Source organism: Pseudomonas sp. HLG18 (assembly GCF_051903985.1).
Classification (GTDB): Bacteria; Pseudomonadota; Gammaproteobacteria; order Pseudomonadales; family Pseudomonadaceae; genus Aquipseudomonas; species Aquipseudomonas fluorescens_BT.
Genome location: NZ_CP195831.1, coordinates 2433440 through 2459119, shown reverse-complemented (window position 1 = coordinate 2459119; position 25680 = coordinate 2433440). Strand labels below are relative to the sequence as shown.

21 protein-coding genes and 1 pseudogene are annotated in these 25680 nt (G+C 59.7%); 8 read left to right on the top strand and 14 right to left on the bottom strand.

Going from position 1 to position 25680, the window contains the following annotated elements; genetic code table 11:
- The first annotated feature begins 5 nt into the window (after positions 1-5).
- Genes ACSPX5_RS11155 through ACSPX5_RS11140 form a run of 4 tightly spaced genes read left to right on the top strand, consistent with a single transcriptional unit; the run spans position 6 to position 3469 of the window.
- The gene (locus ACSPX5_RS11155; RefSeq protein ID WP_323160324.1) at positions 6-1085 is read left to right on the top strand and encodes a pyridoxal phosphate-dependent aminotransferase; all 1080 of its coding nucleotides are present in this window, start codon (positions 6-8) and stop codon (positions 1083-1085) included.
- A gap of 20 nt (positions 1086-1105) precedes the next feature.
- The gene (gene argC, locus ACSPX5_RS11150) at positions 1106-2065 is read left to right on the top strand and encodes an N-acetyl-gamma-glutamyl-phosphate reductase (protein ID WP_323160325.1); all 960 of its coding nucleotides are present in this window, start codon (positions 1106-1108) and stop codon (positions 2063-2065) included.
- Between the two features lie 2 nt (positions 2066-2067).
- Positions 2068-2925 carry a diaminopimelate epimerase gene (gene dapF, locus ACSPX5_RS11145; RefSeq protein ID WP_323160326.1) on the top strand — a complete coding sequence of 286 codons (858 nt, stop codon included), beginning with the start codon at positions 2068-2070 and terminating at the stop codon, positions 2923-2925.
- On the top strand, positions 2918-3469 hold the full coding sequence (locus ACSPX5_RS11140; protein ID WP_439821707.1) for a GNAT family N-acetyltransferase: 552 nt from the start codon (positions 2918-2920) through the stop codon (positions 3467-3469). Before dapF ends, ACSPX5_RS11140 begins: the two co-directional genes overlap by 8 nt.
- A gap of 52 nt (positions 3470-3521) precedes the next feature.
- Here ACSPX5_RS11140 and ACSPX5_RS11135 read toward each other — a convergent pair whose 3' ends face one another.
- Positions 3522-3788: a helix-turn-helix transcriptional regulator gene (locus tag ACSPX5_RS11135; protein ID WP_323160347.1), complete on the bottom strand. Its 267-nt coding sequence runs from the start codon at positions 3786-3788 to the stop codon at positions 3522-3524.
- A pseudogene (locus ACSPX5_RS11130) lies at positions 3771-4142 on the bottom strand (autoinducer binding domain-containing protein); the annotation flags it as partial. The pseudogene ACSPX5_RS11130 and the gene ACSPX5_RS11135, both read right to left, overlap by 18 nt.
- A 394-nt stretch (positions 4143-4536) precedes the next feature.
- On the opposite strand from ACSPX5_RS11130, the gene ACSPX5_RS11125 reads away from it, so the two are divergent.
- The 3 genes from ACSPX5_RS11125 (at position 4537) to ACSPX5_RS11115 (ending at position 5437) form a co-directional block, all read left to right on the top strand.
- Positions 4537-4716 (top strand): hypothetical protein, encoded by a 180-nt coding sequence (locus ACSPX5_RS11125; RefSeq protein WP_011334602.1) that lies wholly within the window; start codon positions 4537-4539, stop codon positions 4714-4716.
- Positions 4717-4970: 254 nt separating this feature from the next.
- Positions 4971-5183 carry a hypothetical protein gene (locus tag ACSPX5_RS11120; protein WP_169430685.1) on the top strand — a complete coding sequence of 71 codons (213 nt, stop codon included), beginning with the start codon at positions 4971-4973 and terminating at the stop codon, positions 5181-5183.
- Positions 5180-5437, top strand: a complete 258-nt coding sequence (locus ACSPX5_RS11115; RefSeq protein ID WP_169430684.1) for a hypothetical protein — start codon at positions 5180-5182, stop codon at positions 5435-5437. Before ACSPX5_RS11120 ends, ACSPX5_RS11115 begins: the two co-directional genes overlap by 4 nt.
- 5 nt (positions 5438-5442) lie before the next feature.
- Here ACSPX5_RS11115 and ACSPX5_RS11110 read toward each other — a convergent pair whose 3' ends face one another.
- From ACSPX5_RS11110 to ACSPX5_RS11065, 10 genes are all read right to left on the bottom strand, one after another.
- On the bottom strand, positions 5443-6027 hold the full coding sequence (locus ACSPX5_RS11110; RefSeq protein WP_439821706.1) for a glutathione S-transferase: 585 nt from the start codon (positions 6025-6027) through the stop codon (positions 5443-5445).
- Positions 6024-9665, bottom strand: coding sequence for an AAA family ATPase (locus tag ACSPX5_RS11105; protein WP_439821705.1), 3642 nt, complete (start codon positions 9663-9665; stop codon positions 6024-6026). Before ACSPX5_RS11105 ends, ACSPX5_RS11110 begins: the two co-directional genes overlap by 4 nt.
- Positions 9662-10906, bottom strand: coding sequence for an exonuclease SbcCD subunit D C-terminal domain-containing protein (locus tag ACSPX5_RS11100; protein ID WP_439821704.1), 1245 nt, complete (start codon positions 10904-10906; stop codon positions 9662-9664). The genes ACSPX5_RS11105 and ACSPX5_RS11100 overlap by 4 nt, the downstream gene beginning before the upstream one ends.
- 95 nt (positions 10907-11001) lie before the next feature.
- The gene (locus tag ACSPX5_RS11095; protein ID WP_439821703.1) at positions 11002-12642 is read right to left on the bottom strand and encodes a BatD family protein; all 1641 of its coding nucleotides are present in this window, start codon (positions 12640-12642) and stop codon (positions 11002-11004) included.
- Complete coding sequence (locus tag ACSPX5_RS11090; protein ID WP_439821702.1) at positions 12639-14375, bottom strand: tetratricopeptide repeat protein; 1737 nt, start codon at positions 14373-14375, stop codon at positions 12639-12641. Before ACSPX5_RS11090 ends, ACSPX5_RS11095 begins: the two co-directional genes overlap by 4 nt.
- Positions 14372-15451 (bottom strand): vWA domain-containing protein, encoded by a 1080-nt coding sequence (locus ACSPX5_RS11085; RefSeq protein ID WP_169430678.1) that lies wholly within the window; start codon positions 15449-15451, stop codon positions 14372-14374. The genes ACSPX5_RS11090 and ACSPX5_RS11085 overlap by 4 nt, the downstream gene beginning before the upstream one ends.
- Positions 15444-15941 carry a DUF4381 domain-containing protein gene (locus tag ACSPX5_RS11080; protein ID WP_169430677.1) on the bottom strand — a complete coding sequence of 166 codons (498 nt, stop codon included), beginning with the start codon at positions 15939-15941 and terminating at the stop codon, positions 15444-15446. The genes ACSPX5_RS11085 and ACSPX5_RS11080 overlap by 8 nt, the downstream gene beginning before the upstream one ends.
- The gene (locus tag ACSPX5_RS11075; protein ID WP_134826462.1) at positions 15938-16882 is read right to left on the bottom strand and encodes a DUF58 domain-containing protein; all 945 of its coding nucleotides are present in this window, start codon (positions 16880-16882) and stop codon (positions 15938-15940) included. Before ACSPX5_RS11075 ends, ACSPX5_RS11080 begins: the two co-directional genes overlap by 4 nt.
- Positions 16883-16887: 5 nt before the next feature.
- Entirely contained in the window at positions 16888-17847 is a 960-nt protein-coding gene (locus ACSPX5_RS11070; RefSeq protein ID WP_007913915.1) for an AAA family ATPase, read from the bottom strand.
- 280 nt (positions 17848-18127) lie between these two features.
- Positions 18128-18481 (bottom strand): hypothetical protein, encoded by a 354-nt coding sequence (locus ACSPX5_RS11065; protein WP_085711311.1) that lies wholly within the window; start codon positions 18479-18481, stop codon positions 18128-18130.
- Positions 18482-18997: 516 nt separating this feature from the next.
- Here ACSPX5_RS11065 and ACSPX5_RS11060 point away from each other — a divergent pair.
- Positions 18998-23890: an NAD-glutamate dehydrogenase gene (locus tag ACSPX5_RS11060; RefSeq protein ID WP_323160335.1), complete on the top strand. Its 4893-nt coding sequence runs from the start codon at positions 18998-19000 to the stop codon at positions 23888-23890.
- A gap of 268 nt (positions 23891-24158) precedes the next feature.
- Here ACSPX5_RS11060 and ACSPX5_RS11055 read toward each other — a convergent pair whose 3' ends face one another.
- Both ACSPX5_RS11055 and ACSPX5_RS11050 read right to left on the bottom strand, forming a co-directional pair.
- Positions 24159-24872 (bottom strand): ATPase, encoded by a 714-nt coding sequence (locus ACSPX5_RS11055; protein WP_439821701.1) that lies wholly within the window; start codon positions 24870-24872, stop codon positions 24159-24161.
- 241 nt (positions 24873-25113) lie between these two features.
- The gene (locus tag ACSPX5_RS11050; protein WP_439821700.1) at positions 25114-25515 is read right to left on the bottom strand and encodes a cupin domain-containing protein; all 402 of its coding nucleotides are present in this window, start codon (positions 25513-25515) and stop codon (positions 25114-25116) included.
- Positions 25516-25680 lie beyond the last annotated feature (165 nt).

Sequence of the window (25680 nt, the reverse complement as noted above, 5' to 3'; positions counted from 1 at the left end):
CGTGGGTGAGCCAGCCTTACAGTATGCAGGAATGGGTGTTCAGAGAAGCCCATGGCAAGTACGACATTGATCTGGGAGACAGTAATGCTCCTTGCATCAAAGCAGGGATCTTCAGTGCTGATATTGAAGATTTGGTATTGGACTATGGAACGGATCGAGGCAGCCACGCCTTGGCGCAGCAGGTCGCGACGCTCTATGGTATCGAACGCTGTAATGTTGGCATCGCTCACGGTGCGCAGGAAGCGCTTTATCTCTTGTATCGCACTTTGCTCAACGTCGGCGATCATGTCATTACATTCTCGCCGGGTTGGCAGCAGTCCTGGAAAGTTCCAGAGGAAATAGGTTGTTCGATCAGTATTCTCGAATATGACGCGAGTTTTAAAGTGTCAGCTTCAGCAGTGCAGGACGCCCTGAGAACGAATACTCGAGTCATCATTCTGAATAATCCTTGCAACCCGACCGGTAAGTCGATTGATGCTGGTGAGTTACGGAAGGTTGTCGAGGTGGCTAGGGAACGGAATATATTCGTCATCGCCGATGAAGAATACCTGACCGACATCAAGTCATCCGTGATCCATTTCGAATTTGACAATGTCATTGCCGTGTCCGGGGTGTCAAAGATTTTTGGTGTACCCGGCATTCGGATAGGGTGGATGTGCGGGCCCAAAGACATCGTGGCAAAGGCAATGGACTATAAGCATTTGACCACCATTTCGAATTCGGTTATTTGCGAAAAAATAGCCGAACGTATTTTGCATAATTACGACGGTTTGTTGAGCGATTACTTGCAATTGTGCAGCAACGGTTATGAAGTGCTTCAACAGTGGTCCCGGGATTGTTTCCCGATGCTGGAAGTCGTAGCACCCGAGGGGACACCCTTTTGTTGGGTTCATCTGACTTCCTCGGAAAGTTCGCTGGATTTTTGTCGGAGGGTATTGCACCAGACCCGGGTATTGACGATGCCCGCCGAAGTGTTTGGTCAGCGCAACGGAATGCGAATTACGTTTGCCAGGCCCGTGGATGAATTGCGCGATGGACTTGGGCGGATAAAGTCCGAGTTCAAGTATGCCTTGTCGATGTATTGATTACTCGGAGATTGCCTGTTGTGAAAAAAATATTCATTGATGGCGAGTCTGGAACAACGGGATTACAGATTCGACAGCACTTAAAACAGCATCCCGAAGTTACGCTGATCAGTATCGACGAAGATGCCAGGAAGAATCTCGATGAGAAAAAGCGTCTGATCGCAGAGGCGGACCTGACCATATTGTGCCTGCCTGACATGGCCGCCAAAGAGGTCGTGTCTGCGGTGCAGTCAGTCGATTGCCGGTTGATCGATGCGAGTTCCGCGCACCGTACAGCCGCGCAGTGGGTGTATGGGCTCGCCGAATTATCTGGCGATCATCGCGATAAAATCAGGCAGGCGCGCCGGGTAACCAATCCCGGGTGCTTCGCCACCGGTGCGATATTGCTATTGAGGCCGTTGATTCGCAGCGGCCAGGTCCGGGCTCACTCGCCATTGACCATTAATGCCATATCCGGTTATTCGGGCGGAGGGGCGGCGATGGTCAGGGAGTATGAAAGCGACGCACCGCCCTTTGCCCATCACCTCTATGGTCTGAACTTCAGTCATAAACATTTGCCCGAAATGGCGCTGTACTCCGGCCTCGAAAGTCCGCCGATTTTCATTCCGGCAGTGGGCAATTTCCACCGTGGCATGCTGGTCTCCATTCCGTTATTTCTGGCGCCGGGTGTGACACCTGAACAGCTACGCGAATGCCTTGTGCATTCTTATGCCGACGAGCCTTTTATCAACGTTGCTTCTGCGCAGGAATCCAGCGCGGTGAGTCAGACCCGACTGGAGGCGCAGGTGGTTGCCGGTTCCAATACAGTTGATCTGTATGTGTTCAGCGATCCCTTGGGGAATGATCAGTCCCGTGCCTTATTGGTTGCCAGGCTGGACAATCTTGGCAAGGGTGCGTCAACCGCCGCAGTGCAGAACATGAACATCATGTTGGGGTTTCCCGAGTTTCTGGGTTTGCTCGAATCGACAGGAGAGGTATAAAAATGGATTTTGTAAAATATTCCGCGCAGGGCAATGATTACATTGTCATCGACCCCAACAAGGCGCCGATCAACTTTGATATCGAGTGGGTGCGCAAGATCTGTGATCGGCGTACCGGTATCGGTGCGGATGGCGTGTTGTATGGCCCGCATTTGGTCAACGGAAAACTGGGTCTGGAGGTCTACAACTCGGATGGCTCGGCGTGCGGTAAAAGCGGCAATGGTCTGCGTGTGTTCTCGCGTTATCTTGTCGATAACGATTATGTGCAATCGGACAGTTTCAATATCTGGTTGATGCGCCTGGCGCAAAGTGTTGCCGTACAACGACTGCCAGCGCATAACCAGTTTCTCGTAAGCCTCGGTTCTTTTTGTCTGGAGAGCAAAAAAGTCCCGGTGATGATGGATAAAAAGAAAACTGTGCTGAACGAGCCTTTGCATATTGCGGGTCGGGACATGTGCATTTCCTGTGTGGACATTGGCAATCCGCACTGTGTGGTGTTTGGGCAGCCAGCGAACCGCGCCACCGCAGAACTGCTGGGGCCACTGATTTCCCAGCATTCCATGTTCCCCAACAAAACCAACGTGCAATTCGTCAACATCGTCGACCCTTCGCGCATTGAAGTCGAAACATGGGAGCGCGGTTCCGGCTACACCCTTGCCTCTGGCAGCAGTGCCTGCGCAGCTGCCGCGGTATGTCATACGCTGGGATTGGTAGATGCAGATGTGACTGTTGTGATGCCCGGGGGGAAAATGTCGGTGTTCATTGATCCCGACAGCACCTTGAATCTGGTCGGCTCGGTTGCGCATGTTTTTTCCGGCATGTTTTCCTATGACTTCGAGAAGGGCATGCAAAATGTATGATTTCCCGCGCTATACCTGTCGCGCCGCGACGCTGGTTGATCTTCCCACCATCGTTGAGATCTACAATTGCGCAATTGAAGCGGGGAACAGCACCTGCGATATCGAGCCAGTGAATGTTGAAGCCTGGAAACCCTGGTTCTTGAAGCATGTCGGCAGTCGACGACCGATCTGGGTCGCGGAAGACCCCTCGAATCCGGGGGCTGGCGTCATCGGTTATTTGTCGCTTTCCTACTTCATGAATGAGCGACCGGGATATTTCAGAACCGCTGATCTAGGGCTCTACATTCATCCGCTGCAACAGTCGAAAGGCGTTGGGTCTTTCCTGTTGCAGTCACTCATGGAGTCCGCGGCATTGCTGGATATCGAAGTGATCGCCACGACAATTTTTGCGCATAATCATCAAAGTTTGCGGCTATTCGAAAAGTGGGGTTTTACCCGGTGGGGATTCATGCCAGGCGTTGCGCGCGTGCGTGGAGAAGATTTTGATCTGGTAATGGTTGGCAAGAAATTGTATGGCAACGAAGCTGTCGTTGAAGTTGCCTGATTGTGTAGCGAGGCAACAGACGGGGAGTGAACGATACTCCCCCGGTTAAACGTTAAATGATACCGAGCAGAGCGGCCTTTACGGCCGCCGCTGTTTTATTGGTAGTGTTCAATTTCTGCATGATATTAACGGTGTGATGGGTGACGGTGCGCTCGGTGATACCAAGAACTTTGCCGATGACTTCGCCGGTTTTACCGTCCGCGACCCACTTGAGAATTTCAACCTCTCTGGGGCTGAGTTTTTCATGCGCCTGATAGGGCGAACTATGCGTGATTATTTCGGACAGACACGCATGCGTCAGTCTTACCAGTTTTGACATTTTTGCCTCCTTGGCGTCCAGTTCCCGCAAAGTAATTGCATCTGTAGATCGGCTGAGCGTCACCACGCCTTTGGCCGCAAAGTTATACCAGGCTGATTGCAGCCAGCCATGATTCAGGTTGAATTTTTTCATTTCGCCGTAAAGCAACAAATGGTCTTTGAAAATATCCTCCGACCAGAGCAAGGGTTCATTGTTTTTTAGCGCGCGCTGCAACGCAGGGTCAGAATCCACGCAGTTATGGTTTTCATAGTATTCGTTCCAGCGGGAGTCATAGTTGTTTTTTGAAAATGATCTTGGGGCGGTGATGGGGAGGGCGTATCTGAAGTGATAGTTGATGTAGTCGAAGCCTAAAAGGCGTGATTTTTTTTTAGTATTTCAAAAGTCGATTCAATGTTCCTGTTTTTTACAGCAGCCATAAGCTCAAAGTTACACTCGCACATTCAAACGTCCTGTTATTCTGGCCAGAAAAAAAGCGCAGGAATTATACTGATATAAATTTGTCGTGATAAAGACGTTTGATGTCGCATTTATGAATTTATTTTCATGATTCTTTATTTCGCACCGTATTGGTGCGTGCGCTGGTTGCCCGTGGTTTTCATCCAGAGAGCGCATGCTTCGGTGGCGCGTTATCAATCCCGTTGATATCTGCTACTGCTACAAAGCATTTCAACGCAGCAACCCCCGAGCGTTAAGTTTGCTCCACGGCCCAACCGGGCAAGCAAGCCAACTGAACACGAGGGTTACCGCCATGAACTTCAATCTCTTCTCGATCATCGCCGCTTCCGCCATCTCCGCCACCGTGGCTCTGCCAGCCAGCGCCAACGTTGAAATCAGCGATAAAAAATCCCACACCCAGAGCTACACCCAGAAATACCTGCAACAAAGCGCGAACTTCTACGCCGCGCTGGATCACAAAGCTCAACACTGAAATTTCCGTCACGCCCTGGAACTGCCCAAGGCTGCGATCCTTTGATCTTGTTTCCCAAAAGCAAAATCAAAAGATCGCAGCCTTGGGCAGTTTTTTGCCTGCGCAGCGACCGACGATAGCTATTTTCGAACGACGAGATAGATCGGCTAAATAATCAACGAAGCTGATGGTTACTATGCCAATCCCTGAGTGGTTACCCCGGCTTTTTTGATCGATTCTGTGGACCTCGAAACATTGTCCACGGAGCACACATCATGGCCACTTCAATCATCACTTCCGCCAAACGCGGCGCCTACGTGGCCATCGGTCTGTACCTGGTCATGGTGCTGTTCGTCAGCCTCGCGTCCCAATCGCAACACAGCCTGGAAGCCCCGATCCAGGTCGCGCATCCCGGCGTCCAGTTCGAACTGCGCTCGCAAAGCGCAGCGGCGGATTCAGTTGAACTCGCAGGAGCCGTCGGAGCATGAAAGGCTACAGATTCTGGATCATCGCCGGTCTGGCGATCATGACCAATGGCGCGTCCCTGTTGGGGTTCGGTCAGGGTTCAGTCGGCGGACTGGCCCGGGCCATAGAGGCCAACCACACCATCGCGCACAATATCGAACGGGCCAATGCATTGGGGCTGCTGGCCGGCAATCCACCGGTGAAAACCGAAGCCAGTTTTCTCGGACCGTTCCAAGTGGATTGCTCGGCCATCGGCATGTGCCAGGTGCTGGCGTAAGGTGCTTACTTTTTCATGATGGCGGTAAACAGATCCGACTCAAGAAAGCGCTGTAACCACGCCTGCAATCGCTCATAAGGCGTTGCCGCAAACCAGTCACGATCAACATGGGCGAACTGGCGAACGAACGGCAACAGCGCGATATCGGCCAGGCTCGGATGCCCGGCCAGCAAGTAATCGCGACCCTCGAGCAACTCATCCAGTTTCTGCAAGAACAGAGCACCTTCCGCCCGATAAACCTCCATCGACTGTTCCGGATAACGCTCGGCGTACTTGTAGCGATTCAGGTGCACCTTGAACACTTGATCGTTGGCTTCGATCAACTCGGCGATCCTTGAATCGCCACCCAGCAACCAGTCATCCGGATCATTCTGCGCCAGCGCCCAGCGCATGATCTCCAGGCTTTCATCGATCACCTGACCACCCGCGTCCAGCACTGGCACCGTGCCCTTGGGCGAGATCGCCAGCATCTCGGCCGGTTTGGCCTTGAGGCTGACTTCGACGATCTCAACCGGCACACCCGAATACCGCAGGGCCATCCGCGCCCGCATCGCGTACGGGCAGCGGCGGAAGGAATACAGCGTGTTCATTTCACCTCCAGCGTGCTCAAACCATTGCCCTGGCGCTGCACCTGAATCTGTACCGGAATCCGCTCATGCATTTCCTGCACGTGGGAAATCACCGCGACCTTGCGGCCCTGAGCCTGCAAGCCGTCGAGGGCATCCATGGCCAGCTGCAGGGATTCCGGATCGAGGCTGCCGAAACCTTCGTCGATGAACAGCGATTCGATCTTCAGCGTGCTCGACGCCATCGAGGCCAGACCCAGTGCGAGGGCCAGCGACACCAGGAAGGTTTCGCCGCCGGAAAGCGAATGCACCGAGCGCAGTTCGTCGCCCATTTCCGTGTCCATCACCAGCAGACCCAGCATGCTGCCGCCGCGCTTGAGGCGATAGCGCTTGACCAGTTGCCGCAGCTGCACGTTGGCGTGATGCACCAGCAGGTCGAGGTTGTAGGCCTGGGCGATCTTGCGGAAGGTGTCGCCGGTGGCCGAGCCGATCAGTGCATTGAGTCGTGCCCAGCGTTGATACTCGGCATTGGCGTCGGCGATCTGCTGCGCCAGCGCGGAGTTGGCGTTCTGCCGGCGCTGATCTTCGACTTGCTCGGCACGCAGTTCGGCGCAGCGCTGTTCGCTCGCGCTGCACTGGTTCTGCAAATCGGCGAGGGCCGCGGCGAGTTGTTCGGCGTCGAGGTTGCCGTTGTGCTGCGCTTGATGTTCGAGCAACTGGCGATCACGTTCCTGCAACAGCACTTTGGCATGTTCCAGGGCCTTTTCGTTGCGCTGCAAACGCTCGCGCAGCTCGCCGACCTGCGCCTCATCGATCCGCAACAGATCTTCCAGGCCGCCGTCATCCAGTTCCGGGTGGCGAGCGCGCCAGTCGGCAATCTTGCCGGCCAGATCACGCTCTTCGGTTTCCAGCGCTAGCACGCGTTCCTGCTGCGCTTTGAGCTCGGCGGCCATTTGCACAAGCTGCGTGCGTACACTTTGCAGTGCCTGAGTCGTGGTGGATTCGGCGTTGCGTGCCTGTTCCACAGCCTGTTCCAGTTGCTGCTGCCAGTGTTCGGCGCGGTTGTGATCGCCCAGCAACTGCGTGAGTTTCTCTTGGCTGGCCTGTTGCTGAGCGGTCAGTGCGTTGAGCTGTTGCTCTGCGGTTTGCAGTTGCTGCACGCGGCTTTGCTGGCGATCCTGTTCCTTTTCAAGCGTCTGCTGGCGTTGTTGCTGTTCGGCCAGCTCTTCCTTTTGCTGATCGACTTGCGCCAGACGCTCAGCGATCTGCCGGTCAAGTTGCATGAAGGTCTCGGCCGGTTCGGCGCGCAGGGCTTCGTGAGTCTCGGCGGGCAGCAGCGTGGCGAAGGCTGCCAGTTCTTCGTCCAGACGCTGCCGGTCAGCGCTCAACTCGCGCTGCTGATTGTTCAGGTGCTGGGTTGCTTGCTGATGCGCGGTTTCGGCGTGACGCAATTGCTGGGTCAGGCGCGCCGCGTCCTGTTGCAGTGTGAGCAAGGCGGTCTGGCGCTGTTCGTCCTGGGTGATGCTCTGGTTCAGCTGATCGTTCTGGCGAGTCAGCCAGGCAGCGCGTTTGTCGCTGTCCTGATTGAGCAACTGCGCTGCCAGCGGATGAGCCTCGATGCTCGGCGTCAGCGCCAGCTGTTGTGCCGCCAGTTGTTCCTGCTGTTGCAGCAACTCTTTTTGTTGAGCAATGACACCACCGACACTGGTACGCAGTTCGGTGAGTTTTTCCTTCAGTTGATCGACCGCTTGCTGCGCGTTGGCCTGCTCGCTTTCATCATGACGGCCGAGGCTCTGCAGCAGGGCTTGCGGCTGGTGATACGGATGTTCGTTGCTGCCGCACACCGGGCACGGCTGGTCGTCCTGCAATTGCGCGCGCAGCTCTTCGACACTGGCGCTGCGGGCCAGACGCTGGCGTTCGAGCAGCTCACGAGTGACGCTGAGGGTGTGCTCGGCGACCGTCAGTTCGGACTTGGTTTTCACCCCGTCCTGAGTCAGGCGCTCGCGCTCCTGTTGCGCATCGAGCTGACGCTGTTGCAACTCGGCACTGCGTTTGTCCAGTTCCTGCTGACTGGCCCAAAGGCGCGTCAGCTCTTCGACGGCGCGCAGCTGTTTGCGGTTGTCCTGCAACAGAGTGCCCAGGATGCCAATCTGCTCGGCGACGGCATCCGGCTCGGCGCCGGCCTCCTTGAACAGCACTTCGAGTTGCTGCTTTTGTGTGGCCAGTTCTTCGGTGGCACGGGCGGCGTTCTGTTCGAGATTCGCCAGTTCGCTTTCGCCCTTGTTCAGCCGGTTGCCAATCAGCATCAATTGCTGCAAGCGGTCGCGGTAGGCATTCCAGGCTTCGCTCAACGGTGCCAGATGAGTGCTTTGCTCCAGATCGGCGGCGATTCGTTGCAGGCGCTCGGCGACCTGCGTTTGCTGATCGAGCAGGGCCTGGATTGTGCTCTGGCCCTGGGCGCAGGCCTGTTCGGCGGCCTGCTTGGCTTCAGTGCCGGAGGCGACATCCCCGGCCAGACGGGCGAGGGTGCTTTGCTCATCGAAAGCCTGACGCAGCAACGGTGCACTTTCGCTCTGTTGCTTCTGCGCTTCGGTCAGGGCGATTTGTGCAGCACCGAGGTCTTGTTCAAGTTGCGTCTGGCGCTCAGTCAGCTCGCCTTGTTGCAGCGTATGTGAGCTGATCTGCGCCGTCAGCGGCATCAGCAAGGCATCGATTTCAGCCTTGCGCGCAAACTGATGCCGTTGCGGGGCGAGCTGTTCAAGGTGCGTCAGTCGCAGGCGTTCGCCGGCCAGCGCTTGGCGTTCGTGTTCAGCGCTCTGCAACTGCTCGGCCGCCGCTTGTCGGGCGTCCTGCAACAGGTGCAGATCCTTGAGCCAGGTGTGTTGTTGCTCAAGCTGTTTGAGCTGGGCCTGCTGCAACTTCAATTGCTGTTGGGCAGCGTTGAAGCGCTGGTCGAGTTCGGCGCGGGCTTCGGGCGGCAGCGGGGTCACACCGGTGGCCTGATCCTGCAACTGCTTGTGGGCCTCGCGAGCCTCTTTGGTCTTGTCGAACGCGCGACGGCCGAGGCGGGTGTAGAGCGCGGTGTCGGTGAGTTTTTCCAGCAGTTCGCTGCGGTCGTTGTCGTCGGCCTTGAGGAAGGCGCTGAATTCGCTCTGGGCCAGCAGCACGGCGCGGGTGAACTGTTCGAAGTTCAGGCCCAGTGCGGCTTCGAGCTGAACCTTGTACTCGCCTTTCTGGCTGGCGAGCAGTTGATCCTGATCGATGTCACGCAGGCTTTGACGGCTGGCCTGCAACTTGCCGCCGGCTTTTTCCCGGGCGCGGTTGGCTTCCCAGCGTGCGCGGTAGCGACGGCCGTCGACGCCGACAAAATCCACCTCGGCAAAACCTTCGCCCGTACCACGACGCAGCAGGGTGCGCGGGTCGCCGGTGGCGATTTCGCCGTCGGCGTCCGGCACCTTGGCGTCACGCCCGGTGTTGTTCAGGCGCGGCACGGCGCCGAACAGCGCCAGGCACAGGGCATCGAGCAAGGTGCTTTTACCGGCGCCGGTGGGGCCGGTGATGGCGAACAGTCCGGCGCTGGCCAGCGGTTCAGCGGTGAAGTCGATCTCGAACGGGCCCGCCAGCGAAGCGAGGTTCTTCAAGCGAATGGCGAGAATCTTCATGGCTGCTCGCCCTCCATTTGTACGTCTTGCAGCAGTTCGGCGAAGTCCTTGAGGGTTTGCTCGTCGACTTCGCTGCCGTAATTGTCGAGCCAGGCACGGCTGAATAATTGCTGCGGTGTGAGCTGGTCCAGTTCGATCAACACACTGCCGTCCTCGGCGCCGTCAGCGCCACGGTTGCCGGCATATTCGGCGGCGATTCGTACCAGTCGCACAGCCTTGCCTTGCAGGGCGCTTTCGACCTGATGGCGCAGATCCGGTTGCGGCTCGTCGAGGGTCACGCGCACTTCCAGCCACGGCTGGCGCTGGGTTTCGGCCAGCAGATCGATGTTCGGCAGATCGGCCAGTTGCAGCAGGATTTGCGCCAGCGGCGCAGGGCCGAGGCGTTGCAGATTGACCGAACGGGGGATCAGTATCGGCTCGACGCTGACCAGGGTTTCGCCGTCCAGGACGACATCGAGAATCTGGTGCTGATAACTGATTTCCGAAAACGATAACGGGATCGGCGAGCCGCTGTAGCGAATTCGTTCTTCACCGTTGACCTTCTGCGGCTTGTGCAAATGCCCGAGCGCGACATAACTGATGCTCGACCCGAACAGGCTGGCGGGCAGGGCTTCGGCGTTGCCGATGATCAGGCTGCGTTCGGAGTCTTCCGACACCGAACCGCCGGCCATGTGCGCATGACTGATGGCAACCAGCGCCTGGCCCGGCTGGCGCTTGGCGTTGGCCGCTTCGATCAACCATTCATGCACCTGACCAATGCCGCGCAGATAGTTGTCACCCAAATGCGCGCCGGTCACCTCGGCCGGGCGCAGGAACGGCAGCGCCAGGCACCACGCGGCGATCTCGCCGGACGCATTCGGCAGCGGCAACAACAGACGTTCTGAATCGAGCTGGCCATCGTCCAGCCACATCACCCGGCCCAACGCATGGGTGCGCAAACGCCGCATCAACGGCGCGGGCAGTTCGATCCGCGAGCCGGAGTCGTGGTTGCCGGCGATCATCACGATGGTCAGCAACGGCTGCTGTTCGTGGGCGCTGACGATGAAATCGTAGAGGCGTTCCTGGGCTTTGACCGGTGGATTGACCGTGTCGAAGATGTCGCCGGCAATCAGCAGCACGTCCGGCTGCGCCAGCTTCAATTGACGCAGCAGCCACTCGAGAAAACAGGCGTGCTCGAAATCGCGCTCCTGGCCGTGCAGGTTCTGCCCAAGGTGCCAGTCGGAGGTGTGAAACAGACGCAAGGCTGACTCCGCAATATAAAGAGGTGATGGCCGCAGGAAAAAACGCGGCGAAAAAAGAAGAGAGTTTACGGGCAAAAGCTTCTATTGAACTGCAACTACTTCGGATAAAGCGGCGGCAATCCGCTGTCCCCAACTGGATCCTGCACCCGCTCCGCCGTCGGAATCGTGCGGATCGCCCGCCACAGATCCTCTCCCTGCCAATGCTGCCCGGTCTCGCTGTACAGCGCGCCGTTCAGCCCATCGAGCGCATCCGACAGCGGCACAAAACGCGCAGCCATATCCGCCAGAGTCTCCGGCTGCTGACGGGCCCAGGCGTCGAGGGCCTGGCGGGTGGCGTGGGGGTCGTTGGCCTGGCTTGCGCGTTTGATGTCGTCGAGCAGGGTGCGCGGGCTCGGGCCGGTTTGCGCGGCGCGAAGGATTGCCGGTTGCCAGCGGGCGCGCCACCACAGACCGAAGCCGAGCAGGGTGGTGCACGCCAGAACCAGCGTGCTGAGTTTCCACCACCAGAGTGCTTCGCTGTCGGTGGTGTTGAAGGATTGCGCGCTGCCGGCCGGGGTGTCGACCTGCAGGCTCGGATTGTTCACCACTTGCAGGGTGCGCGCTGGCAGGCTCGTGTGTTCCAGATGATCTTCAAAGGTGTTCCACCACACCACATCCACGGTCGGCAGTTCGATCGAACCGCTGCGGCTCGGCACCAGTGCCTCGCGCTCTTCACGGCTGCCGATCAGGCCACGCTCGCTGCTTTGATTGTTCAGCACCGGTTGGTCCGGATAGCGACGCAGGCCGTTGGCCTCGGTGGCGGGCAGGGCGGGCAGTTGCGAGCCGGCCAGGCCTTCGACCTTGAGGGTCAGGCTGCGGGTCAGGGAGTCGCCGACCTGGGTGTGATCCGGTTCCGGGTTCCAGCTCTCGCTCAGGCTCAGGCTGCGGGCCGGCAGCCACGGCGAATCGGCCGGATAAGTGAGCGGTTTGGGTTTGACCGTCAGCGGGATTTCCGTAGACGTCACTCGCAACACTTTGCCTGGTTTCGGCCCCTGTGCGTTGGCGTCTTTGGCAGGCTGAGTGTCCACCCGTGTGGCGCTGAATGTCTGCGGGGTGATGGTCAGCAAGCCGCTGTGTTGCGGGAAGATCGCATAGCGCATTTCGATCACGCCATGCCGCACGCCGTTGATGTCTTTTTCGTAGGTGCGCGTATCGCCCAGCTGTTCGACTCGTGCATCGGTGATCTGCAACGGGGTGACGCTGCTGTCGTCGTACAGCGACACCGAATGGTAGATGCGCAGGGTCAGGACGGCCTGGGCCTGCACATAGACGCTGCTCTGGTCGAGGCTGGACTCGATGAACACCGGATCAAGCACATTCTTTTCTTCGTGGACGTCGCTTTCGACCACCTGCACGGTGATCGGCTGGCTCTGGGTTTCGCCCAGTTTCAATGACGGAATTTCAACGCTGCCATTCTGTTTCGGCAACAGGGTGATGATCCAGCGGGTGGTGGCGCGGTTCTCGTTGTTGAGCGTGTTCAACTGGTTGACCTGACGCGTGCCGCGCACTTCGAACAGTGGTTCGAGCGGGGTCAGGTCCGGTTTGCCGAACTGCGTGACATCGTTGGATTCGAGGGTGAGTTCGACCGTCTCGCCGGAATTCAGGCGACTGCGATCCACACTGGCCGTCAGCTCGGCCGCCTGAGCGGTGGCCGTGCAGATCAGCAGGGGCAGCAAGAGGGCGGTGAAACGGGTCATCGAGTGTTTTCCTGATCCTGATGTTGTTGCTGTTCGTACCAGAACTTGCGTCGCAGCAGTTCGCCCGGATCGTCCGGAATCTTGCCGAGCCATTGCTCCAGCGCCTGGCGCTGCTCGCCTTCGAGGTTGTCCTCGCCGGGGCTCAGCGTCGGGCTGGTGTGCGGCTCCGTGTCCGGGGCGCTGTCCGGCAGTTCGTTGGGCCCCGGTTGCGGCGGGGTGGTCGGCGGTGGTTCGCTGGCCGATTCCGCAGGCAGGGCCTCGCTGGGCGTGTCATTCTTGATTGCCGGTGGCGGCGCGGTCGCGGGCGGTGGTTCGTCGCCCGGCACGTTCTGTTGTGCCGGTTGCTTTTCGGGCTCGGCGGGCGGCGGGGCGTTTTTCTGCTTGAGCAGGTTTTCCACCAGCGCCTTGTTGGTCAGTGCCGGACGCAAGTCCGGTTGCAATTCCAGAGCCTGTTCATAGGCGTCGATCGCCGCTTCCAGCTCACCGCTTTTCGCCAGTGCGTTGCCTCGATTGTAGTGCGCGCGGGCATCGCTGCCTTCGGCGAAACGCTCGGCGGCGCCACTGTAATCGCCGGCCTCGTACAACGCCAGCCCTTGCCACTGGTGATCTTCGAAGTGTTGCGCGGCCTCGGCCGGGCGCTTCTGTTTCAACAGATGCAAACCCTGTTGGTCGGGGCGCAGCCACAGGTCTTCGAAATTGAAAGCGTAGCTCGGTTGCGGCAGACAAAAGAGCAGCGGCAGACAGAACAACCAGCCACGGCGCCCGGCGCACGCGGCAAGCAGCAAGAGCGGCAACAGCAGCCAGTAACCCTGATCGGCCCAGGTGTCGAGACGCAGGGTCTGGCCGTCGTTGCGCAGGCTGCGCGGGCCATCGAGCAGGCCGAGGCTGCGCAGGTCCGATTCATCCAGCCTGGCACTGTGATACTCGCCACCCACCGCGTTGAGGAAGGCGCCAAGACCTGGGCTGTCGAGTTGCGGCACGCGGATCGCACCCTGTGCGTCCTTGAGGAAACTGCCGTCTTCCTGAGCAATAGGCGCGCCCTCGGCGGTGCCGATGCCGAGCATCAGCAATTGCGCCGATTGCCCGCTCAATGCGCGGCGAATGCCTTGGCGTTCTTCTTCCGAGAGCGATGAACCGATCAGCAGAATGCGCCCCTGACCCAACGCCCCTTGCTTGAGCAATGCCAGCGCCTTGCTCACTGCAAGATCGGCGCGGTGGCCGCTTTCCGGCATCAGCGACGGCTTGAGCGCATCAAGCAGATTGCGACTGGTGGCCAGGTCGTCCGACAGCGGCACCAGCGTGTGGGCGCTGCCGGCGTAAACCACGATGGCGGTCTGCGCGTCGCTGCGTGCTTTGAGCAGATCGAACAACTTGCGCCGGGCCTGTTCCAGACGGGTCGGCGGCGAGTCGGTGGCGAGCATTTCCGGGGTCAGCTCCAGCACGACCACCAGCGGGTCGGCCGGTTTCTGGCTGGTCTGTTCGACCCGTTCCCAGCTCGGGCCGAGCAGCGCCAGGATCGTCAACAACCACGCAACGCCCAACGCCACCCACGGCAACTTGCTGTCGCGGCCGCTGCCGCCACTGAGCAACGCGGCATGGAACGCCGGCGGCAGAATCATCTGCCAGCGTCCGGCGCGCTTCTGCCGATGCCAGAGCTGCCAGATCAACCAGCCGAGCAGCGGCAACAGCAGCAGCCACCAGGGACGAAACCAGTGCGGCCAGAGCGCGATCATCGACGCCTCCGCAAACGCAGGCGCTTGAGGCGTTCGCGCCAGTCAGGCAGGGGGCTTTGCAGATACAGCTCCTTGGTGAACAGTCGTTGCAGCGGGTTGTCCGGCCACAATTCGCGGGCAACCAGCAACATGCTCAACAGCAACGCGAGCGCCAACGGCCATTGATACAACGCCTGGGCCGGGCGCGCCTGGGTCGGTTGCTGGGCCACCGGTTCCAGTCGGTCGAGAGTGTCCTTGATCGCTTGCAGCTCCTTGCCGTCGCGGGCGCGGAAGTAGCGGCCGCCGGTGGCATCGGCGATGGCCTTGAGTGCCGGCTCGTCGAGGTCGAGGGTCGGATTGCCGCCAAGCAGGGCGGTGGCACCACTTTCTTCAGGGTCGGCACCGATGCCGATCGGATAGATTTTCACGCCTTCGTTGGCGGCCAGTCTGGCGGCGGTCAGCGGATCAATTTCCCCGCCGTTGTTGGCGCCGTCGGTGACCAGAATCAACACCCGGCTCTGCGCCGGGCGCATGCGCAGGCGTTTCAGGGCCAGGCCGATCGCGTCGCCAATCGCGGTGTTCTTGCCGGCGATGCCGATCCGCGCTTCGTCGAGCCACACGCGCACGGTGCGCCGGTCAAACGTCAGCGGCGCCTGCAGGTAGGCCTGGCTGCCGAACAGGATCAGACCGACCCGGTCGCCATCGCGGCTTTCCAGAAAGTCACCGAGCAGATGCTGCACGAGCGAAAGGCGACTGACGTCTTCGTCGTTCCACTGCATGTCGGGAAAGTCCATCGAGCCGGACACGTCCACCGCCACCAGCAGATCGCGACCACTGGCGGCAATCGGCAACGGTTCGCCCAGCCATTGCGGGCGGGCGGCGGCGATCAACAGAAACAACCATAGCAGCATGAACGGCGCCTGCTGGCGCCATGTCGGTAGATTGGCCCGGGCGCGGCGACGGGCGAGGCCTTCCAGGTCCCCGAGGAAACTCACCTTCAATGCCGGCTCGCCACTGTCGGCGACAGGCAGCACGAGGCGCATCAGCCACGGCAGCGGCAACAGCACAAAGATCCACGGCCAGGCGAACTCAAACATGCTTGCGGATCCAGGTGTCGACGGCTTGCGTCAGGCCGGCGATGGCCTTGTCGTCGAGTTTGCACTCGGGTTTGTAGGCGCCTTCCACCAGCACCATCCAGCGGGTCAGGCCGGCGGCAGGGCAACGGTTGTCGAGGAACGCCAGCCACTTGCGCCCGTTGAGGGTATGACTCTGGCTGTAGGGGTAATGGTTGCGGCACAGGCGCTTGAGCAGGCCGTTGAGCTGCTGCAGCCAGGCTCCGGCCGGTGCGCCGTCGTAGGGTTTGACCATTTGCGCCAGCTCTGCGAGCGCGGCAATGCGCACCGGATCGAGCTGGATTTCGGCGCGTACGACGGGTTTTTTCTTGATCGGAATGAAACGGCGCAGGCGCCACAGCACGAAGGCAATCAACGGCAGTAACAGAAGCAGCAGCCACCAGCCCGGAGCCGGCGGCCAGAAAGCGATCGGTGGCGGAGAAATCAGCGGTTGCAGTTGTTCGAGGCCGTTCATCGAGCGTTACCCGGACGCTGCGGGTTAAGGAACTCGCGCATCTGCTCGACCATTTCGCTCTGGGTGCTCAGGGGCATCAGCAAGACCCGCAGTTTCTGCGCGAGCAATTCCCAGCGGGCAATGCGCGCTTCAGCCTGGGCCCGGTAGGTCTGGCGCAGATCGAAATTCAGTGTGTCGAGTTCCAGTTGCGCGCCGCGCTCGGCGAACCTCAACAGTCCGGCGGCGGGCAGGGCGTGGTCCAGGGGATCGGACAGCGGCAGCATCAGCAGATCGCAATGGCGCGACAACAGACTCAACTGCTGCTCGGCGCTGTCGCTCAGTGCGCGCTCGTCACAAATCACGATCACCAGACTGCCCGGTCGCAGCACCTCGCGGGCCCGGCGCAGCGCCACGCCAAACGCATCGCGATCCGGCTCCCGCTCGCTGTGCAGCGACTGATTGACTTTCACCAGACGGTTGAGCAGTTGCAGCAGACTCTGCTTGCTGCGGCGCGGCTTGATCTCGTAATGCTCGTTGTCGCCGAACACCAGTCCGCCCACCCGGTCGTTGTGACCCAGCGCGGCCCAGCCGATCAGCGCTGCAGCCTGCGCCGCGAGCACCGACTTGAACATCAGTCCGGAGCCGAAAAACAGCCGCGTGCTTTGCTCGACCATGATGAAAATCGGCCGTTCGCGTTCTTCATGGAACAGCTTGGTGTGCGGCTCCTGCGTCCGTGCGGTGACGCGCCAGTCGATGGTGCGCACGTCGTCCCCGGCCTGGTAGACCCGCACCTGATCGAAGTCCACACCACGACCACGGAATTTCGAGTGGTGCAGGCCGATCAGCGGGCTGCGCTGGCTCGGCGTAGAAAACAGCTGCACTTCGCGCACGCGGTGACGCATCTCGATCAGCTCGGCGAGGCTGATGCGGATGCCCGGTTCGGACGGCAGAGAGGCGTTCATCGGGGTCAAGCGACGGCTACGACGTCGAGAATCCGTTGCACCACCCGATCCTGGTCGATGCCGGCGGCTTCGGCCTCGAACGACAGAATGATGCGGTGGCGCAACACGTCGAACAGCACCGCCTGGATGTCTTCCGGGCTGACGAAATCGCGACCGGCCAGCCACGCGTGGGCGCGGGCGCAGCGGTCGAGGGCGATCGAGCCACGCGGGCTGGCGCCGTAGGCGATCCACTCGGCCATTTCCGGGTCGAACTTGGCCGGGTTACGCGTGGCCATGACCAGTTGCACGAGGTATTCCTCCACGGCGTCCGCCATGTACAGACCGAGGATTTCCTTGCGGGCGGCGAAGATCGCCTGCTGGCTGACCCGGCGTTCGGGCTTGGTTTCGCCGTTCAGGGCTTCGCCCCGGGCCTGTTGCAGGATCCGCCGTTCGACGGCAGCGTCGGGGAAACCGATTTTCACGTGCATCAGGAAGCGGTCGAGCTGGGCTTCGGGCAGCGGGTACGTGCCTTCCTGCTCGATCGGGTTCTGGGTGGCCATCACCAGAAACAGCGGCGACAGCTCGTAAGTGCTGCGCCCGACACTGACCTGACGTTCGGCCATGGCTTCGAGCAGCGCCGATTGCACCTTGGCCGGGGCCCGGTTGATTTCGTCCGCCAGCACCAGGTTGTGGAAGATCGGGCCTTGCTGGAACACGAAGCTGCCGGTTTCCGGGCGATAGATCTCGGTGCCGGTGATGTCGGCCGGCAACAGGTCAGGCGTGAACTGGATGCGATGGAACTGGGCTTCGATGCCCTCGGCGAGCTCTTTGATCGCTTTGGTCTTGGCCAGACCCGGAGCGCCCTCGACCAGCATGTGGCCATCGGCTAGCAGGGCGATGAGCAAGCGCTCGATGAGTTTTTCCTGGCCGAGAATCTGCGTTGAAAGAAAGGTTCGCAGCGCCAGCAGCGCTTCACGATGTTCCATCGATGACTGTTCCTGGAAAGGGTGGCCACAGGCGTTCGGATAACGCCGGGGCTGGGGGCGTTACTTTAATCCATCGCAGGGGGTGGCGACTAACGGCATTTTGCGCAAAGTGCGGGAAATGACCGGGGCAATTGTTGGAAATTTGTAGGGCGGGGGAGGTGCGGTGTTCTTTTGGGCCCTATCGCTGGCAAGCCAGCTCCCACAGTGACCGCGTTCTGACTGTAGTACGCGTACCCCTGTGGGAGCTGGCTTGCCAGCGATAGGGCCAGTGCAGACGCCATCAAATCTGGCTGATAAAGGTGCCAGTACCATCAAGAATGTTCTTCAGGGTCTCCTCGACCTCGGCCAGATCCACCATGTCCGGGTTGTAGGTGATTTCCAGCACATCATCCCCGTTCAACGCATCGGCATCCGCTGCAGCAATTTCGATCTTCAGCAGGGTCTTGGTCAGGGTGACTTTCACGCCGTCGAGGGTCGAAGGCTCGCCATCCAGGGTGATCTCCAGTTCATCCTCGTCCGGATAGCGGCTCATCAGAAACATTTCGCCCTTGTCGCTGTGGCAGCAGAGCATGGCCATGTTGTCTTCTTCGTCGTCGCACGGGTTGACGATCAAAAGGGCGGTGGTCATTTGCATGGGGAATTCCTGACTTGGCGGGCGTGTTGGTCGCATTTGGGCGCGATTCTGCCAGCCCCCGGGAATTTATGCATGTGAGAGTGTCAGAGCATGTGTCGTGAACGCGACACAGGTCAATGGTCATTCCTGGCACGTCTGTACCGTAAAAACGGGCATTCAGACCGGCGTTTTGCCCCATGAATGCTAGTGTTTAGCGAGGCCCCGGCCTTGGTTTACGTGCCAATGACCGAATATGTCGCAGCACCGCAAGCAGACACATTGTCGCACCCATTAAGCTGCGCAACGGATGTGCACCCGTAAAGGCATTGCCATGGCCCCGCGAGCGGCGCCGGACAGTCGTTTTTGCAGATGCCCATTCATGGAAGGTGAATGTGACCTGAGAGTCTCGTCCAGCTTCACCCACCTGTCACCCTGTTTCCTCTGCCCGAGATTCAGGAACAGGGCGACGGAACGCCCCGAAAGGGGTTTTGCACGCGACGCTTTCCATCAATAACAAGCCCAAGCGGAGTACCACAGATGGCGTTCTTCACCGCAGCCAGCAAAGCCGACTTCCAGCACCAACTGCAAGCGGCACTGGCGCAGCACATCAGTGAACAGGCACTGCCACAAGTGGCGCTGTTCGCTGAACAATTCTTCGGCATCATTTCCCTGGACGAGCTGACCCAACGTCGCCTCTCCGACCTCGCTGGCTGTACTCTTTCTGCGTGGCGCCTGCTTGAGCGCTTCGATCACGCGCAGCCGCAGGTGCGCGTCTACAACCCCGATTACGAACGTCACGGCTGGCAGTCGACCCACACCGCTGTCGAAGTGCTGCACCACGACCTGCCATTTCTGGTGGACTCGGTGCGTACCGAGCTGAACCGTCGCGGCTACAGCATCCACACCCTGCAGACCACCGTGCTCAGCGTGCGTCGTGGCAGCAAGGGCGAGCTGCTGGAAATCCTGCCAAAGGGCACCACAGGCGAAGGTATTCAGCACGAGTCGCTGATGTACCTGGAAATCGACCGTTGCGCCAACGCGGCCGAACTGAATGTGCTGAGCAAGGAACTGGAACAGGTTCTGGGTGAAGTCCGCGTCGCGGTCGCCGATTTCGAGCCGATGAAGGCCAAGGTGCAGGAAATCCTCACCAAGCTCGATCACAGCGCATTCGCCGTCGATGCCGACGAGAAGACCGAAATCAAGAGCTTCCTGGAATGGCTGGTGGGCAACCACTTCACCTTCCTCGGCTACGAAGAGTTCACCGTGGTCGATCAGGCCGATGGTGGTCATATCGAATACGACCAGAACTCCTTCCTCGGCCTGACCAAGATGCTGCGCACCGGTCTGACCAACGAAGACCGCCACATCGAAGATTACGCCGTGAACTACCTGCGCGAACCGACGCTGCTGTCGTTCGCCAAGGCTGCACACCCGAGCCGCGTACACCGTCCGGCCTACCCGGACTACGTGTCGATCCGTGAAATCGACGCCGACGGTAAAGTCATCAAGGAACACCGCTTCATGGGCCTGTACACCTCGTCGGTGTATGGCGAAAGCGTACGTGTCATCCCGTTCATCCGCCGCAAGGTCGAAGAGATCGAGCGTCGCTCCGGCTTCCAGGCCAAGGCTCACCTGGGCAAGGAACTGGCCCAGGTCCTGGAAGTGCTGCCGCGTGACGACCTGTTCCAGACCCCGGTCGACGAACTGTTCAACACCGTGATGTCGATCGTGCAGATCCAGGAACGCAACAAGATCCGCGTGTTTCTGCGCAAAGACCCGTACGGTCGTTTCTGCTACTGCCTGGCGTACGTGCCGCGTGACATCTACTCCACCGAAGTTCGCCAGAAAATCCAGCAAGTACTGATGGAGCGCCTGAAGGCGACCGACTGCGAATTCTGGACCTTCTTCTCCGAGTCCGTGCTGGCCCGCGTGCAACTGATTCTGCGCGTCGACCCGAAAAACCGCATCGACATCGACCCGCTGCAACTGGAAAACGAAGTTATCCAGGCTTGCCGCAGTTGGCAGGACGACTACGCAGCCCTGACCGTTGAAACCTTCGGCGAAGCCCACGGCACCAACGTGCTGGCAGACTTCCCGAAAGGCTTCCCGGCTGGTTACCGCGAGCGTTTCGCGGCGCATTCGGCCGTGGTCGACATGCAGCACCTGCTGAGCCTGAACGAAAAAAATCCACTGGTGATGAGCTTCTATCAGCCGCTGGGCCAGGTCTCCGGCCAGCGCGAGCTGCATTGCAAGCTGTACCACGCCGACACCCCGCTGGCACTGTCCGACGTCTTGCCGATCCTGGAAAACCTCGGCCTGCGCGTCTTGGGTGAATTCCCGTACCGTCTGCGTCACACCAACGGCCGCGAGTTCTGGATTCATGACTTCGCGTTCACCGCTGCCGAAGGCCTGGACCTCGACATCCAGCAGCTCAACGACACCCTGCAGGACGCGTTCGTCCACATCGTCCGTGGCGATGCCGAGAACGATGCGTTCAACCGTCTGGTGCTGACCGCCGGTCTGCCATGGCGCGATGTGGCGCTGCTGCGCGCTTACGCCCGTTACCTGAAGCAGATCCGTCTGGGCTTCGACCTGGGTTACATCGCCAGCACCCTGAACAACCACACAGATATCGCTCGCGAACTGACCCGGTTGTTCAAGACCCGCTTCTACCTGGCGCGCAAGCTGGGCAGCGAAGATCTGGAAGACAAGCAACAGCGCCTGGAACAAGCGATCCTGACCGCGCTGGACGACGTTCAAGTCCTTAACGAAGACCGCATCCTGCGTCGTTACCTGGACCTGATCAAAGCGACCCTGCGCACCAACTTCTACCAGACCGACGCCAACGGCCAGAACAAGTCGTACTTCAGCTTCAAGTTCAACCCGCACTTGATCCCTGAATTGCCGAAGCCTGTTCCGAAGTTCGAAATCTTCGTTTACTCGCCACGCGTCGAAGGCGTGCACCTGCGCTTCGGCAACGTCGCTCGTGGCGGCCTGCGCTGGTCCGACCGTGAAGAAGACTTCCGTACCGAAGTCCTGGGCCTGGTAAAAGCCCAGCAAGTGAAGAACTCGGTCATCGTGCCGGTGGGTGCGAAGGGCGGCTTCCTGCCGCGTCGCCTGCCACTGGGCGGCAGCCGTGACGAGATCGCGGCCGAGGGCATCGCCTGCTACCGCATCTTCATCTCGGGCCTGTTGGACATCACCGACAACCTGAAGGACGGCAAACTGGTACCGCCGGCCAACGTCGTGCGTCATGACGACGATGACCCGTACCTGGTGGTCGCGGCGGACAAGGGCACTGCAACCTTCTCCGACATCGCCAACGGCATCGCCATCGACTACGGCTTCTGGCTGGGTGACGCGTTTGCGTCCGGTGGTTCGGCCGGTTACGACCACAAGAAAATGGGCATCACCGCCAAAGGCGCGTGGGTCGGCGTACAGCGCCACTTCCGCGAGCGCGGCATCAATGTCCAGGAAGACAGCGTGACCGTGGTCGGCATCGGCGACATGGCCGGCGACGTATTCGGTAACGGTCTGTTGATGTCCGACAAGCTGCAACTGGTTGCCGCGTTCAACCACCTGCACATCTTCATCGACCCGAACCCGAACCCGGCCACCAGCTTCGTCGAGCGTCAGCGCATGTTCGACCTGCCGCGTTCGGCCTGGTCCGACTACGACACCAGCATCATGTCCGAAGGTGGCGGCATCTTCTCGCGCAGCGCGAAGAGCATTGCCATCTCGCCACAGATGAAAGAGCGCTTCGACATCCAGGCCGACAAGCTGACCCCGACCGAACTGCTGAACGCCTTGCTCAAGGCGCCGGTGGATCTGCTGTGGAACGGCGGTATCGGTACCTACGTCAAAGCCAGCACCGAAAGCCACGCCGATGTCGGCGACAAGGCCAACGACGCACTGCGCGTGAACGGCAACGAACTGCGCTGCAAAGTGGTGGGCGAGGGCGGTAACCTCGGCATGACCCAACTGGGTCGTGTGGAATTCGGTCTCAATGGCGGCGGTTCCAACACCGACTTCATCGACAACGCTGGTGGCGTGGACTGCTCCGACCACGAAGTGAACATCAAGATCCTGCTGAACGAAGTGGTTCAGGCCGGCGACATGACGGGCAAGCAACGCGATCAGTTGCTGGCGAGCATGACCGACGAAGTCGGTGGTCTGGTGCTGGGCAACAACTACAAGCAGACCCAGGCCCTGTCCCTGGCTGCCCGCCGTGCCTACGAGCGTGCTGCCGAGTACAAACGCCTGATGAGCGATCTGGAAGGCCGTGGCAAGCTGGACCGCGCCATCGAGTACCTGCCGACCGAGGAGCAGCTCACCGAGCGCGCCGCGGCTGGCAAGGGCCTGACGCGTCCGGAACTGTCGGTACTGATCTCGTACAGCAAGATCGACCTCAAGCAGCAGCTGCTGGACTCGCTGGTGCCGGACGACGACTACCTGACCCGCGACATGGAAACCGCGTTCCCGCCGAGCCTGGTCAGCAAGTTTGCCGATGCCATGCGCCGTCACCGTCTGAAGCGCGAAATCGTCAGCACCCAGATCGCCAACGATCTGGTCAACCACATGGGCATCACCTTCGTTCAAAGGCTCAAAGAGTCCACCGGCATGACCCCGGCGAACGTGGCAGGCGCTTACGTGATCGTGCGCGATATCTTCCACCTCCCGCACTGGTTCCGTCAGATCGAAGCCCTGGACTATCAGGTCTCCGCTGACGTGCAACTGGAGCTGATGGACGAGCTGATGCGTCTGGGCCGTCGCGCTACACGCTGGTTCCTGCGTGCCCGCCGCAACGAGCAGAACGCTGCCCGTGACGTCGCGCATTTCGGTCCGCACCTGAAAGAGCTGGGCCTGAAGCTGGATGAGCTGCTGAGCGGCGAAATCCGTGAAAACTGGCAAGAGCGTTATCAGGCTTACGTAGCCGCCGGGGTACCGGAGCTGCTGGCGCGTATGGTGGCGGGCACAACCCACCTCTATACGCTGCTGCCGATCATCGAAGCGGCCGACGTGACTGGCCAGGATCCAGCCGAAGTGGCCAAGGCGTACTTCGCCGTGGGCAGCGCGCTGGACATCACCTGGTACATCTCGCAGATCAGCGCCTTGCCGGTTGAAAACAACTGGCAGGCCCTGGCCCGTGAAGCGTTCCGCGACGACGTCGACTGGCAGCAACGCGCGATCACCATCGCCGTTCTGCAAGCGGGCGGCGGTGATTCGGACGTGGAAACCCGTCTGGCACTGTGGATGAAGCAGAACGACGCCATGATCGAACGCTGGCGCGCCATGCTGGTGGAAATCCGTGCCGCCAGCGGCACCGACTACGCCATGTATGCGGTGGCCAACCGTGAGCTGAACGACGTGGCGTTGAGCGGTCAGGCGGTTGTGCCTGCTGCGGCGACGGCGGAGCTTGAGCTTGCTTGAGTAGCTGTTGAATGAAAAAGCCCCGCTCTCGAGAGAGGCGGGGTTTTTTTATGCCTGTTGTTTGGCGGTATTTGTGTGTTGCTGCACAAATCCAGCCCCTCACCCCAGCCCTCTCCCCAATGGGGCGAGGGGGAAAGGGAGCCGATTTGTGTGTTTTTCGAAACTTGAGTTCGACTCGGTATTTCACGTCGGCGTAACTCTAACAAACACCTCGGTCAGTCCCCTCTCCCTTGGGGAGAGGGCTAGGGTGAGGGCAGCGGCCTGACAGTCACTGCAACTTATGTAGTTGTTTACTATCAAGCATCGACACATTACCTGCCGATCTGGTCAATAAATTACTGAGCGACTGGTCAAACTTCTGCAGCGCCCGAATCTGAACTTCCTGCTGCTGATTAATATCCGCAACAATCTCTTCCGAACGCTTGAAGTCCGCCCAGACTGGCGTCAACTCTTTCGCCTCGGACCCCTTGGCCGTCCCGATGTAGTTCAACTTCCCGTCATAAAAGTCCGCACTCACATCCGCCTTGATGTCCGAACTGCGCGAGGTCATCAACTGGCTGTGAGTGTCGACAATCGCCACTACATCCGGGTTGGCTGCACGCAGGCTTTGCATGTCCGGGTACACCGTCACCGAGCCGAACTGGCGTTGAAGCGAGGCTTTCACCCAGTCCACGGCCATGTCCGGTTTCGAGGTGGCGACGTAGGCGTCGTGGATCGGCTGCACCAATAAACTCTGGCCGAAACCGGTGCCGGCGTTGGCCTGATAGTCGCGCAGGTATTTGCGGTTGGTCTGGGTGCTCGGGCTGTAGATCACGCCCAATGAGACACCGGGACCACTTTTCACCTGGGTGGCGCTGCTGCGTCCCACCGGTTGGGTGAATAGCGTGTCGAGAGAGGAAACCGCTTTCGGAGCGGTAGGAACAGAACAGGCGGACAACGCTAAAACTGATATCGCCAAGGTACTGGCAAAGGCAAGTTTCATGGTGAGTCTCCCGTGAAGCAACTTCAGTCGGAAAGTCAGAGGTGTCGGGGTTGATTAAATGGAACCGGCGACAGTTGCCTCAGACTACGCCCGCCCAACTGAAAACTTCCTGACAATTTGCTGAATGGCTGTCATCCAATGGTTTTATTGGTTGTAAGCGTTCGGGATTAATTACCGCGAGAAATAAAAAAGGCGCCAATCAACAATTTGCGCCTTTTATTTATGGCTGGTGGAACAACCATCAGTTTTTCAATGGGATCAACACTTGCTCGTCCGGCGAGAGCACCATGAACACCAGCAACTTGGCCGGCCTGGTTTTGCTGGCGTTTTTCGACACCAGATGTTCGGAGCCGGCGGGTTCGTACCAGAATTGGCCTTTCTTGTAGGTGACCGCTTGTTCACCCTTGACCTGGGACGTCACTTCGCCTTCGAGCACATACGCCATGGCCGTGCCGTCGTGCTTGTGAGCGATGGAGGACTGGCCGGGTTTGTAGTCGACTTCGATCATCATGGCTTTTTTGCCGGGGACATTTTTCAGCATCTGATCCTGCAGGACCGAGACCTTCTCGGAGGCATCGTGAGCCAGGACTGGAACGGAAATACTCAGGGCAAGAGCGGCGGCGAAGCAGTGCAGGAGTTTCATGGCGGGTCACCTGTGAAGTGGGGAAGTCGGTCTTCACAGTAGTCCGCGAAGTGATGCATTCAAACGGCCAATGTTCGGGAAGATCGGGTGACCAATCCGGATTCCCCGCAAACCGGAAAAACCACAGCCTTCGGCAGCCTCGCGGGTTTCCCCGAGGCTGCCGAA